Origin of the sequence: Nocardia sp. CC227C, from assembly GCF_030767025.1 — a bacterium.
Lineage (GTDB): Bacteria > Actinomycetota > Actinomycetes > Mycobacteriales > Mycobacteriaceae > Nocardia.
Genome location: NZ_JASITE010000001.1, coordinates 569,916 through 582,261, shown reverse-complemented (window position 1 = coordinate 582,261; position 12,346 = coordinate 569,916). Strand labels below are relative to the sequence as shown.

Sequence of the window (12,346 nt, the reverse complement as noted above, 5' to 3'; positions counted from 1 at the left end):
GCGGCGGATACGCACTCTGGCAATGCGGGCAGACAGCCTGCGGCGGAAAGGATTTCACCGTGGCATCGTTCGTCGTCTCGAATATCGGGACGCTCGTCACCAATGAACCCGAACTCGGCGCGGGGCCGCTCGGGGTACGCCACGACGCGGCCGTCGCCTTCGCCGACGGGGTGGTGAGCTGGGTCGGGGACAGCGCCGACGCCCCCGCGGCCGACAGCGGACTCGACCTCGGCGGGCGGGCACTGCTGCCCGGCTTCGTGGAAAGCCATTCACACCTGGTGTTCGCCGGTGACCGGGCCGAGGAGTTCGCGGCGCGCATGACCGGAGCGCCCTATACGGCGGGCGGTATCCGCACCACCATCGCGGCCACCCGCGCCGCCGACGACACCCAGCTCGCGGCCACGGTCCGGCGGCTGATGGACGAGGCGCTGCGCTCGGGCAGCACCACCGTCGAATGCAAGACCGGCTACGGGCAGACCACCCGCGACGAACTGCGCGGCGCACTGGTGGCGGGCCGCTTCACCGACGAGGTGACCCTGCTCGCCGCCCACGTGCCGCCGCCGGAGTACGCCGGACGGGCCGACGAGTACGTCGCCATGGTGTGCGATGAGATGATCGAAACCGTTGCACCGCACGCCAAGTGGATCGACGTGTTCTGTGAGCGCGGCGCGTTCGACGAGGATCAGTCGCGCGCGGTGCTGGCGGCCGGAGTCGCGCACGGGCTGGTGCCGCGAGTCCACGGCAATCAACTCGGGACCGGACCGGGGGTGCGGCTGGCCGTCGAGATGGGCGCGGCGTCGGTGGACCACGTCACCTATGTGACCGATGCCGATATCGACGCGTTGGCGAGCGGTTCGACGGTGGCGACCCTGTTGCCGGGGGCCGACTTCTGCACCCGCAACGCCTATCCCGACGCTCGTGCGCTGCTCGACGCCGGGGTCACCGTGGCGCTGGGCGCGGACTGCAATCCCGGCACCAGCTACACCACCAGCCTGCCGTTCTGCATCGCGCTGGCGGTGCGCGAGCTGCGGATGAGTCCCGAGGAGGCGGTGCGGGCGGCCACCCTGGGCGGGGCGGCGGCGCTGCGGCGCACCGATGTCGGACGGCTCGGCATCGGCGCCCGTGCCGACGCCATCGCGCTGGACGCGCCGTCCTATCTGCATCTCGCCTACCGGCCGGGGGTCGCGTTGGTGCGCGAGGTCTGGAAGGACGGGGTGCTGGTCGCGGGCGATGCCGCGTGAGCGCCGTCGATTCGGCGCGGTCGGCGTTCGTCGATATCCCGCCCGCACCGTGGGCCGGGCGGATCGACGGCAGCACACCGGATCACCTGCGCTGGCATCAGGCGATTCGCGAGTTCGATCCCGGCCGGGCCGGGAACGGTTGTGCGCTGATCGGTTTCGCCAGCGACGAGGGTGTGCGGCGCAATCAGGGCCGACCGGGGGCGGCGGCCGGACCGGATGCGCTGCGGGCGGCGCTGGCGTCGCTGGCGCTGGCCACGCCCGTCCCGCTCGAGGATGCCGGGACCGTCGCGGTCACCGATGCCGATCTGGAAGCCGGGCAGGTGCGGCTCGGACGGGCCGTCACCGTCGCCATGGACGCCGGTCGGCTGCCGATGGTGCTGGGTGGCGGGCACGAGGTCGCCTACGGGACGTATCTGGGCGTGGCCGGATCGGCGCGCAGGCGTGACCGGCCACGGCTGGGCATTCTGAATCTGGACGCGCACTTCGATCTGCGCGCCGATCCGATTCCCAGCTCCGGCACGCCTTTCCGGCAGATTCTGGACGCCGAGCGGGCGGCGGGCACCGACTGCCGCTACGCCGTGCTCGGTATCAGCCAACCCGCCAACACCGCCGCGCTCTTCGACGCCGCGCACCGTCTCGACGTCCGCTATCTGCTCGACGAGCAGTGCGGCACACTGGATTACGCGATCGTCGATGCCTTCGTCGCCGAACTGCTCGATGCCGTGGACCTGTTGTATCTGACCATCGACCTCGATGTGCTGCCCGCCGCCGTGGCTCCCGGCGTCAGCGCGCCCGCCGCCTACGGGGTTCCGCTGGAGATCGTCCAGCGTGTCTGCGACCGGGTGAGCGCCAGCGGCAGCTTGGCGGCGGTGGATGTCGCCGAACTCAACCCGGCGCTGGATGTCGACTCACGCACCGCGCGCACCGCGGCGCGACTGCTGCACCGCATAGCCACCCGCTACATTTGCTGAGAAGTAACCTGAGAACTCTTCAGCCCTGCACAGGAGGCATGGATGCGCCGGACCTCGAAGTTCCTCATTGCCGCGAGCCTGTTGCCCGTCGTCGCGGCGGGTTGCTCCGATGACGACCGGGAGGCGAACCCGGCGTCGGCCAGCCCGACCGCGGTCGACACGCCGGCCACCACCGCACCCCCGCCGACCACCGGCGACCCCGGCGAGGCGGCCGGTGCGGAACGCATACCGCTGGGACAGACCAAGGTGGTGGTGATGCCCGCCGACGCCGTCCTCGATATCAAGGGACTCGCGGCATGGGACAGGTCCGCGCTGGAGTGCACCGCGACCGACACCTCGGGTGCGGCGATCGAACTGCTGCCGCCGCCCGCCGACGCCGAACCCGAGCAGGCCGCGGGCGGGACCTGGGTACCACTGTGGACGGTCGGGGCCACCCCCGGTGAGCTGACCATCGGATGCGGCGACCCCGACGGCAAGCTTCCCGACAGCGCGACCAGTTTCGTGCGGGTGGTGCCGCGCGGCATCTGGTTCGGCTGAACTCAGCTCGGGCGGCGCGGGCGGAAGGCGTCGAGCAGCCAGGGCGCCCGGCGGTGGTGCGGTCGATACCGGTTGGCCCACAGCGGATTCGACTCGTCGCGGCGGTAGGCGGCGAGTTCGCCCGCGATGTAGTAGCGCAGGTGGGTGGTATCGCCGATGACCTCACCGTCGGTGGCGAGCGCCTCCGGAGCGGACAGCTGCACGAGCAACTCCGGCAGCTGACGTTCCCCGTAGACCCGGCTGTGGCCGATCGCGCCCAGCAGCAGCGCCACCACCGCCCGCGCCCGCGACCAGCGCAGGTCGGCCCGCAGCCAGCGCACATCGAGCAGCCCGGAGTCGAGGCGGTCGCGGAAGGCGGGCACCGCGCCGTGCGGGTGATAGGGACCGTTGCCCACGAACAGGAACCACACCCGCTGCCAGCGGCCGTCCAGGTAGATCTCGATCGGCTGGGCGCGGCGCAGCGTCACCACCAGGGCGGCGGCGAAGGCGGGCCACTTGCCCCAGCGGTGCCGCCACTGCTCACGCAACCGCACCAGCTCGGGATAGGTGCCGATGCTGGAGGTATTGATGAGGTGCCGGGTGTGCGTCCCGTCGTCGTCCTCGAATTCGACGCCGGCGATATCGACGGCGACCGCCTCGCCGACGCCGGTGGCGTCGATGACCTCGCGCAAGTCGTAGACACCGAGGTCGCGCGCGAAGTGGTTGAGGGTGCCGGTCGGAATGACCACCAGCGGCAGTTCGTGGCGCAGCGCGACGGCGGCCACCGAGGCGACCGTACCGTCGCCACCGGCGACGCCCACCGCCAGTACCGGCTCCTCGGCCGCGGCGATGGCGCGCGTGAGCTGCGCCGCGGCGTCCAGGTCGCGTTGGGTGCGCAGCACCGTGGCGGCGGGCAGCGCGGCGCGGATGTCGTCGGTCGGGTCGTAGCTGGCGTCGCCGGAGACCGGGTTCACCATCACCACGAGTCCTTTACCCTCCACCAGCACGGGCGCCTCCCGCACCGGGCGGGCCTGCGCCTCATCGGATTCCCGCACCGGCCACCAGCGCCGGGTGGCCAGGGCGATACCGGAGCCGACCGCCGCACCGACCAGCACATCGGAGCCCCAGTGCACGCCGGTGTGCACCCGCGAATACGCGACGGTGGCGGCCAGCGGCGCGACCGCCAGCGCGGTGCGGGGACTTTCGAGCGCGACGGCGGTGGCGAAGGCCGCCGCGCAGGCGGCATGCCCGGACGGGAAGGACGACGATGTCGGCGCGGGCACCAGCCGCCGGTACACCGGCAGTACCTCGGCGGCCGGACGGCGGCGGGCGATGAGTGTCTTGAGGCCGACATTGACGGTGAGGCTGGCCCCGGCCACCGAGACCACGCCGCGCATGGCCGCGCGTCGCGGCGAGCCCTTGCGGGTGGCCAGCACGGCCGCGATGCCGAGCCACAGCATGCTGTAATTGGCGCTGTTGGTCAGCCTCAGCAAACCGCTGTCCATGATCGACGCGGGCAACTGCGCCACGGCACCCTCGATCGTCCGATCGAATCGGCCGACCTTCCGGAATTTGCTACGCACCCAGCTACTCACCAGCCCGACATTACCGATTCCCCCGGCACGACACCGTGGTGGGCGGATTCACCCCGGCGACAAGCGTATTCGGCCATGCGTCGCCGCGCCACCACCGTGGCGGCATCGCGAAATCCCCGTCCGAGGTCGGCCACGCGTCACCCCGGCCGCACCGGCCACCGACGGACCGAGCACACGCACGCGCCCGCACCCCGCCCGCACGGAGCGCGGGAGTGGACGCGACGATGCCCGCCGCCGACACCCGGCCGCCTACGCGAGGGCGGCGGCGCGCGCCGATATATTCGGCGGGAAAGGGCACGACCACACCTGGACGGCTGGTTCACGGCACGGCCACCCCCGCGGCCGTTCGAGGTGCGGCCGCGGCCGGACAGTCGTTGGACACCGAAAGGCGATATGCACTGGGATCAGATGACCGACACGGTCGAGGACCTACGCAAGCGGGCGACGCGGCTCCGGCGCGGCGTCGGACAACTCGGGGTGCTCGAGTCGATCATCGACGCGGCCGACGGGCCGTGGCTCGGGGCCATGGACGCCGATGGGCGCGGCGCGGCGGAATTGCGCATGCACCTGGTGGGGCGCTACCGCCTCACCGTCGTGGTGACCAGCGCCGGAAAGATCAGCCACGTGCAGCTCAACACGCCCGCCGCGGGGGCGGCCGGTGAGCGGGTGCTCTCCCCCAAGCCCGCGCTGCGCAAGGGCTGGGATGAGCACGAGAAGATGCCCAAACAGCCCGGGTGGCTGGACTACGTGGTCGAGTGGGTGGAGAACGCCAGCGGCTCGGTGGGCCGCCACGCCATCGTGGAATGGCGGCTGCGCGGAGCCGACCGCCAGCTGGCCGCCATGAACGACACCATCGACACGCTGCGCGCCAACCTCGTCGAACGCGAGGCCGCCCGCGACGAACTCGCGGCCGAGGTCGCCGGCCTGCGCGCCGAACTGGTCGCCCTGGTGCAGGAACTGGAGGGGGTGATCTCGCGCAGCCGGGCCGAGGACGCGGACGCCACCGCCGACGTCGCCCCGCAGCCGTCCGAGCACGAAACCGCCGCGCCCGAACCAATGGGGGACACATCGGACGCCGGGGTGGCGGCGCTTTCCTCGGCGGCCGATCGCTCGCCGCTCGCCGCCGCACCGCACGAGGCCGACGTGCACGAATAGAGCCGGTCCGCATCGGGGCCGAGGCGTCTCCGGGGGGGCGGCACAATCGGATCCCGAACGGAACTCACCAGAGCCTGCCGCGCCGATTCCGATGCGCCCGGCCGCTCGCCGCGCGTCGGTTGGCGCAGCGCCGGAGCACGGGACGAATCAGCCGTGGGCGCAGTTGCCGAGCGGGCTGCGCTATGCGGCCACATGGGCTGCGGCGGACGGCCACACAGGATGCGGCGGGCAGCCACACAAGATGCGGCGGGCAGCCACACAAGATGCGGCGGGCAGCCACACAAGATGCGGCGGGCAGCCACACAAGATGCGGCGGGCAGCCACACAAGATGCGGCGGGCAGCCACACAAGATGCGGTGGGCAGCCGCGTGGGATGCGGTGGGCGGGTTTCGTTGTTGTCGTGATGCGTGATCGGAGAATCCGAGCGGCGGCGGGAACAGTTGCGGGAGTTCTTGCGGAGTCGGCGGGAGCGGTTGACGCCCGAGGATGTCGGGATGCCGACGGTGGGGCGGCGGCGGACGCCGGGGTTGCGGCGGGAGGAGGTCGCGGTGCGGGCCGGGGTGGGAGTGTCCTGGTATACGTGGCTCGAGCAGGGGCGGGATATCACCGTGTCGGGTGAGGTGCTGGACGCGATCGCGGGGGCGCTGCTGCTGAACACGGTGGAGCGGGCGCATCTGTATCTGCTGGCGGGATTGAATCCGCCCCCGGCGGCCGGACTTTCCGGCGGAGAGCTCACCCCGGCGGTGCGGCAGCTGCTAGACGCTTGGGGGCGGCGGCCCGCGGTGCTGCGGGACCGGGCCTGGAATGTGCTGGCGTACAACGAGACCGCACGGGCGGTGCTCGGCTTCGACGGCGCGGCGCACAACTGCCTGCGGACCTACTTCACCAGCCCCCGCTACCGCGCCCTCCCCGAGGTGTGGGCCGATGCCGCGCCCGCGGTAGTGGCCGCCTACCGCGCCGATGCCACGCACTTCCCCGGCGACGCCGCGTTCGACCGGGTGATCGCCGAATTGCGCACGGCCAGTCCCGAATTCGCCGAGCTGTGGGACCGGCACGAGGTCGGGGTGCCGGTGCAGGCCGTGAACGCCATGCGACATCCCGAGGCCGGTGACCTGTACTTCGACGCCACCACCCTCACCGTCACCGACCACCCGGACTGGTCGCTCATCCTCTACGACCCGCGGCCCGGCACCCCCACCGCCGCCCGGCTGAAAACACTGCACCCGCGGCCCGCCACTCGAAGCCGATAGAGCCACTGCGGCTCCCGAACCACCGTCGACCACGCCGCAGCGCGCGAGTGCGGGCGCGATCGCCGCCCGCCAGCCTGGTGGTGCCACGCCTACGACAACTTCGCACTGTATCCCCCGCGCAGCCCCGAGCACGCTGAAGTCATGGCACACCACAACTTCCGATACGACGGCAAGATCGCGCTCATCACCGGCGGCACCAGCGGGATGGGGCTGGCCACCGCGCGCCGCCTGCTCGCCGAGGGTGCGCGGGTGATCATCACCGGGCGCGACAAGATCCGCTTGGACGCGGCCGTCGCCGAACTCGCCGACCGACGGGCAGATGATGTCGCCGAACCGGGCTACCAGCAGTCGAGTCATGTCGCCGAACCTGATGGCCGGAGGTCGGGTCACGCCGCCGGGTCTGGCGGTCGGCAGTCGGGTCACGCCGCCGGGTCTGGCGGCCAGCAGTCGGGTCACGCCGCCGGGCTGGCCGACCGGGTGCTCGGAATTCCCGGTGATGCCGCCGATCTCACCGATCTCACCGCCCTGGCCGCCACCATCGGCGAGCGCTTCGGCCGCCTGGACCTCGTCTTCGCCAATGCGGGCATCGGCGCGTTCCAGGCCATCGACGACGTCACCGAGGCGGAGTTCGCGCGCGTGGTCGACGCCAACGTCAAGTCGGTGTTCTTCACCGTGCAGAAAACGCTGCCGCTGCTGTCCGATCGGGCCGCCGTCGTCATCAACGCCTCCTTCGCCGTGCACCGCGGCGCGCCCGGCACCGCCCTCTACACCGCCACCAAGGCCGCGATCCACAGCCTCGCCCGCACCGCCGCGGCGGAACTGGCTCCCCGGCGTATTCGGGTCAACTCGATCAGCCCCGGATACATCGACACCCCGGCCTTCCGCGCCGAAGCCTCCCCCGAGGCGCAGGCGGCGGCCGCGACGCTGGTCGCGGCGGGCCGGATCGGCAACCCCGACGAGATCGCGGCGGCCGTCGCCTTCCTCGGCTCCGAGGAGGCCGCCTACGTCAACGGCCAGGATCTGCTGATCGACGGCGGTCTCACCACCGTCGTTCCGGCGGCCACGGTCTGATGGGAAGGCGGATGCGGATCGGCCGTCGGCGCGGTGAACCGCGGCGGCACGCGTTTCGTATCCCCGGGGCAGAAGACTCATCACGGAGGTCGCGCGTGCGTGTCAACAGGGTGACGGTTGATCTGTCGGAGTATCCGGATCTGGTGGTGATCTATCTCGGTATGCGGGTGCGCACGCCCCGGGGCATGCTGCGACTGCTCGGGGTGGGCCCGAAGCTGTACAGCTCGCACCGGGACCGGCCGGACGGGCTGCTGCACCACGAGGACATCGTGTGGTCGCTGTTCCCGCCGCACTGGGGTGCGCGCCAGTACTGGCGGGATCTGGAGAGTCTGGAGCGGTGGACGCGCTCGGATCCGCACCGGCAGTGGTGGCAGCGGTTCCTGCGCGATTCCGGCGGAACCGGCTTCTGGCACGAGGCGTATTTCGCGCGCGGGGGCATCGATTCGGTGTACGACGATATGACCCCGGCGACCGGGCTGGCGCGCTTCGCACCCGTCGTGCCCGCGCGCGGGCGCATGTTCTCCACCCGCGGGCGGGTCCAGGCGGCCGAACCCACCCTCGCGCCCGCGGTCGACGAGGACACCTACTATCGGTGACAGCGCGCCACCCGGGTTCGCTCGCCGCCGCCGCACGCTGGTCCTCGATCACCGCACGCGGTCGGAGATGCGCGCGCCAACACTGGGCGACAGACACCGAACGCGCGGATGAATATCCTGGTCGAGCGGTGTGATTCGGTCACGAGAGCATTCCCAGCGATGGGGAGCGCCGAATACGGTTACCGCCATGCACGTCCTGTTCGTCTGCTCCGGGAATGTCTGTCGATCGGTGATCGCGGAGCGACTGACGCTCGCCGTCGCCGCCGAACACGGACTGTCCGATCTGACCGCCGAGAGCGCGGGGGTGCGCGCCCTGGTCGGGTTCCCGGTGGAGCCCCTGGCCGCCGAGACCATCGCCGGACTGGGCGGCCATATCGAGGGCTTCACGGCGCGGCGGCTGAAACCGGAGATGGTGCGTCGCGCCGATCTGATCCTGGCCATGACCGAGCAGATCCGGGAGAAGGTGCGTGAGATCGAACCCTCCGCCGCGCCACATACTTTCACCCTGCTGGAGGCGTACCGGATCGCGAAGGTGAGCGGGGCGCGCACGGTCGCGGCCCTCGATCGGGCCCGCAATGATCTGGCCCTGGTCGGCCGGGAGAACATCGCCGATCCGGTCGGGCTGTCCCCGCGGGCGTATTGCGAAGTGGGCGACCGGATCGCGGAGGCGCTGGTCCCGCTGCTGCTCGCACTGCACGCGCACGAGCATCCGCAGGCCACCATCCACCCTCGGACGGCCGCCGGGGAGGCCGGTGAGGCGCGGCCGGCCCTGCTGCTCCTCCCCGGCGGTCGCGATTCCTCGGCCCGGCACGCGGAGGGCGCACCGCGCGAATCCGGCGCGGCGTCCGGCGAACCGGTGCGATCCGGCACGGAATCGGCCGTGAGGGTTGCCTCTTCGCGGTTCTAGGTGGAGACTCACAACAGAACACCAGCGTGTCAATGGACCTGTCTGCCGCAAACGTCCGGTAAGGGGCTACACTCCCCCGCGGATACTCCACCCGGTTAGACACCAGAACAGGACTGAAGGACATGCCGAAACGCATTTCGGATGTTTCGCTCCATGTTTACGTGACACCGCAGACCCTCGACCGCGTCGTGGGCACCGTCTGCCGCGTAGTGGATGAGCATGTGGCCGATCGCGATCTGTTCGCCTGGCGGTTCACGCTCCCCGTGGAAGCCGACGATCCGACCCACCGCCTGCTCGAAACCCAGTGGCGGTTGGACCATCCCGACGCGGAACCGGGCGAGCGGCGCACCTACGAGATCGCGCTCAATCTCGTCGGCGACGCTCGGCTGCTCACCAAGGCGGCCATCGCCCGCCTGGAGGAGCGGCTGGTGCTGGGGCTGTCGGCGGATGAACCGTTCCCCTACGTGATCCGCGCCCTCCAGCGCGAGAGTTTCGATCTCGAGGAGAACCGCGAACGCCTCTGAGGCGGCGGCGATCCGTGCGGCTCCGGCACCGTCCGGAGGTGCGCTTCGGGCCGTACCCGACCGGGTGCGGCCCGAAAACAGTTCACGGCGCGGGAGACAGCGGTGTACGAAGCTCAGCGGCGGGACGGGAAGTGCCGGATCACGCCCTCCTGCACCGTGCTCGCCAGCAGCTCACCGGCGCGCGAGTAGAAGTGCCCGCGCGCCAGTCCGCGCGATCCGGCCGCCACCGGCGATTCCGTGGCGTACAGCGCCCAGTCGTCGAAACGGAAGGGCCGGTGGAACCAGATGGAGTGGTTCACCGTCGCGGCGATGATGCGGTCCAGTCCCCAGGACAGGCCGTGCGTGGTGATGATCGAGTCGAGCACCGTGGTGTCCGACGAATACGCCAGCGCCGCAACGTGAATCAGCGGATCATCGGGTAGCGCCCCGTCGGTGCGCATCCACACCCGATTGTGGTTGAGCTTCTCCCCCGTGCCCTTGAGGATCCACGCCGGATCGTTCGTGTACCGCATATCGATGGGATGCGGTGCGTTGACGAACATCTCCAGCCGGTCCTCGAGGCCCGCGAAGGTCTCCTCGATCCGCGGCAAGCCCTCCGGATCGGGCACCTCCGGCAGCGGCGCGCCGTGCTCGAGCCCCTTGCCCCAGTCCTGGAAGGCCGCCAGCATGACGAACAGTTCCTGATCGTCCTGGAAGGCGGTCACCGTCCGGTTGGCGAAGGCGCGCCCGTCGCGGTGCCGGTCCACCCGGTACTCGATGGGCTTCTTGGGATCGCCGCCGCGCACGAAATGCGCGTTGACGGCGTGCACCGGGCGTTCGGGTCCGACGGTGCGGCCCGCGGCGATGATCGCCTGCGAGACCAGCTGCCCGCCGAAGGTGCGGCTCCACACCTTCTCCGGATGGTGGCCGATGAAGATGTCCGGCCCGGCCTCGTCGAGGTCGAGCAGCTCCAGCAGCACTTCCAGATCGGCGGCGCGGGACAGCGATCCCGGCTCCGCGATCTCCTCGCCCAGTGACGCACTCACCTCAGTGATCCTCCTCGCCGATGCGGTGAACGTGAATCATATTGGTGGAGCCCACGGTTCCCGGCGGCGAACCCGCCACGATAACCACCAGATCACCCTTCTTGTACCGCCCGATGGACAGCAGCGCGTGATCGACCTGGTGGATCATCTCGTCGGTGTCGGCCACCCGCGGCACGATGAAAGTCTCGGTGCCCCAGGTCAATGCCAGCTGGCTGCGGATCTCCGGCTGCGGCGTGAAGGCCAGCAGCGGCAGCGGGGTGTGCAGGCGGGCCAGACGCCGCACCGTGTCACCGGACTGCGTGAAGGCGACCAGCGCCTTGGCATTGAGCCGCTCGCCGATATCGCGGGCGGCATAGGAGATGACGCCGCGCTTGGTGCGGGGCACATGGGTCAGCGGCGGCACCCGGCTGGAGGTCTCGCCCTCGACGGCGTGCACGATGCGGGCCATGGTGCGCACGGCCTCGATCGGGTACGCGCCGACCGAGGTCTCGCCGGAGAGCATGACCGCGTCCGCGCCGTCCAGCACCGCATTGGCAACATCGGAAGCCTCGGCGCGGGTGGGCCGGGAATTGGAGATCATGGACTCCAGCATCTGGGTCGCCACGATGACCGGCTTGGCGTTCTCGCGCGCCATCTGGATGGCCCGCTTCTGCACCAGCGGCACCTGTTCGAGCGGCAGTTCCACGCCCAGGTCGCCGCGCGCCACCATGATGGCGTCGAAGGCGAGCACGATGGCCTCGAGATTGTCGATGGCCTCCGGCTTCTCCAGCTTGCCGATCACCGGGACGCGGCGGCCGACGCGATCCATCACGTCGTGCACCAGCTCCACATCCGAGGGCGAGCGCACGAACGACAGCGCGATGAAGTCCACGCCCAGCTTGAGGGCGAATTCCAGGTCGTCGATGTCCTTCTGGGACAGCGCCGGGACGGAGACGTCCATCCCCGGCAGCGAGACGCCCTTGTTGTTGGAGACCGGGCCGCCCTCGGTCACCCGGCACACCACGTCGTTGCCCTCGACCCGGTCCACGGTGAGTCCGACCTTGCCGTCGTCGACCAGCAGGCGGTCACCGGACTTGGCGTCCTGGGCGAGTTCGGTGTAGGTGGTCGACACCCGGTCGTGAGTGCCCACCACGTCGTCGACCGTGATGCGGACGACCTCGCCGGTCGCCCAGAAGGTCTTTCCGTCTCCCTCGAACCGGCCGAGGCGGATCTTCGGTCCCTGGAGATCGGCGAGAATACCTACCGCGCGGCCCAGATCGTCGCTGGCCTGACGCACCTTCTTGTAGTTCTCGGCGTGGTCGGAGTGTTCGCCGTGGCTGAAGTTCAGCCGGGCCACATCCATCCCGCTCTCGACGAGTTCGCGAATCCTTTCCTCGGACGACACCGCTGGTCCGAGCGTGCATACAATTTTCGTCCGTCGCATCACACGTCAACCCTAGACCTGCCCACACACTCCTGCTCACCGGGCACACCGCAACAGTGGGCGGCGGCCGGG

At 70.6% G+C, this 12,346-nt stretch carries 12 protein-coding genes; 9 read left to right on the top strand and 3 right to left on the bottom strand.

The features are described 5' to 3' along the window. The first annotated feature begins 59 nt into the window (after window positions 1–59). Genes hutI through QMO76_RS02550 form a run of 3 tightly spaced genes read left to right on the top strand, consistent with a single transcriptional unit; the run spans window position 60 to window position 2,749 of the window. A complete protein-coding gene (hutI, locus tag QMO76_RS02560; RefSeq protein WP_306359494.1) occupies window positions 60–1,241 on the top strand; it encodes an imidazolonepropionase in 1,182 nt (393 codons plus the stop codon). After that, window positions 1,238–2,212 (top strand): formimidoylglutamase, encoded by a 975-nt coding sequence (hutG, locus tag QMO76_RS02555; RefSeq protein ID WP_306359493.1) that lies wholly within the window; start codon window positions 1,238–1,240, stop codon window positions 2,210–2,212. Before hutI ends, hutG begins: the two co-directional genes overlap by 4 nt. A 42-nt stretch (window positions 2,213–2,254) precedes the next feature. Next, window positions 2,255–2,749: a hypothetical protein gene (locus QMO76_RS02550; RefSeq protein WP_306359492.1), complete on the top strand. Its 495-nt coding sequence runs from the start codon at window positions 2,255–2,257 to the stop codon at window positions 2,747–2,749. A 2-nt stretch (window positions 2,750–2,751) separates the two neighbouring features. On the opposite strand, the gene QMO76_RS02545 is transcribed toward QMO76_RS02550, so the two are convergent. Continuing rightward, a complete protein-coding gene (locus QMO76_RS02545; protein ID WP_306359491.1) occupies window positions 2,752–4,323 on the bottom strand; it encodes a bifunctional phosphatase PAP2/diacylglycerol kinase family protein in 1,572 nt (523 codons plus the stop codon). A gap of 408 nt (window positions 4,324–4,731) precedes the next feature. Here QMO76_RS02545 and QMO76_RS02540 point away from each other — a divergent pair, with 408 nt between their 5' ends. The 6 genes from QMO76_RS02540 to QMO76_RS02515 all read left to right on the top strand — a co-directional run bounded on the left by QMO76_RS02540 (window position 4,732) and on the right by QMO76_RS02515 (window position 9,826). Further along, window positions 4,732–5,478, top strand: a complete 747-nt coding sequence (locus tag QMO76_RS02540) for a hypothetical protein (RefSeq protein ID WP_306359490.1) — start codon at window positions 4,732–4,734, stop codon at window positions 5,476–5,478. Window positions 5,479–5,885: 407 nt separating this feature from the next. Further along, complete coding sequence (locus QMO76_RS02535; protein ID WP_306359489.1) at window positions 5,886–6,728, top strand: helix-turn-helix transcriptional regulator; 843 nt, start codon at window positions 5,886–5,888, stop codon at window positions 6,726–6,728. 141 nt (window positions 6,729–6,869) lie between these two features. Then, window positions 6,870–7,799, top strand: coding sequence for an SDR family oxidoreductase (locus QMO76_RS02530; protein WP_306359488.1), 930 nt, complete (start codon window positions 6,870–6,872; stop codon window positions 7,797–7,799). Window positions 7,800–7,894: 95 nt separating this feature from the next. Continuing rightward, complete coding sequence (locus QMO76_RS02525) at window positions 7,895–8,395, top strand: monooxygenase family protein (protein ID WP_306359487.1); 501 nt, start codon at window positions 7,895–7,897, stop codon at window positions 8,393–8,395. 187 nt (window positions 8,396–8,582) lie between these two features. Continuing rightward, window positions 8,583–9,302 (top strand): low molecular weight phosphatase family protein, encoded by a 720-nt coding sequence (locus tag QMO76_RS02520; RefSeq protein WP_306359486.1) that lies wholly within the window; start codon window positions 8,583–8,585, stop codon window positions 9,300–9,302. Between the two features lie 161 nt (window positions 9,303–9,463). Further along, window positions 9,464–9,826, top strand: a complete 363-nt coding sequence (locus tag QMO76_RS02515; protein WP_306359485.1) for a hypothetical protein — start codon at window positions 9,464–9,466, stop codon at window positions 9,824–9,826. A 113-nt stretch (window positions 9,827–9,939) separates the two neighbouring features. Here the strand turns inward: QMO76_RS02515 and QMO76_RS02510 are convergent, their stop codons facing one another. Both QMO76_RS02510 and pyk read right to left on the bottom strand, forming a co-directional pair. Then, entirely contained in the window at window positions 9,940–10,851 is a 912-nt protein-coding gene (locus tag QMO76_RS02510; RefSeq protein ID WP_306359484.1) for an acyl-CoA thioesterase II, read from the bottom strand. 1 nt (window position 10,852) lies between these two features. After that, window positions 10,853–12,277: a pyruvate kinase gene (pyk, locus tag QMO76_RS02505; protein ID WP_306359483.1), complete on the bottom strand. Its 1,425-nt coding sequence runs from the start codon at window positions 12,275–12,277 to the stop codon at window positions 10,853–10,855. Between the last annotated feature and the right edge of the window lie 69 nt (window positions 12,278–12,346).

What these genes read in the sequence shown, in the direction of transcription:
- QMO76_RS02540 (WP_306359490.1), top strand. Translation starts at nt 4,732, where the DNA reads ATGACCGACACGGTCGAGGACCTACGCAAGCGGGCGACGCGGCTCCGG.
- QMO76_RS02550 (WP_306359492.1), top strand. Translation starts at nt 2,255, where the DNA reads ATGCGCCGGACCTCGAAGTTCCTCATTGCCGCGAGCCTGTTGCCCGTC.
- QMO76_RS02530 (WP_306359488.1), top strand. Translation starts at nt 6,870, where the DNA reads ATGGCACACCACAACTTCCGATACGACGGCAAGATCGCGCTCATCACC.
- QMO76_RS02520 (WP_306359486.1), top strand. Translation starts at nt 8,583, where the DNA reads ATGCACGTCCTGTTCGTCTGCTCCGGGAATGTCTGTCGATCGGTGATC.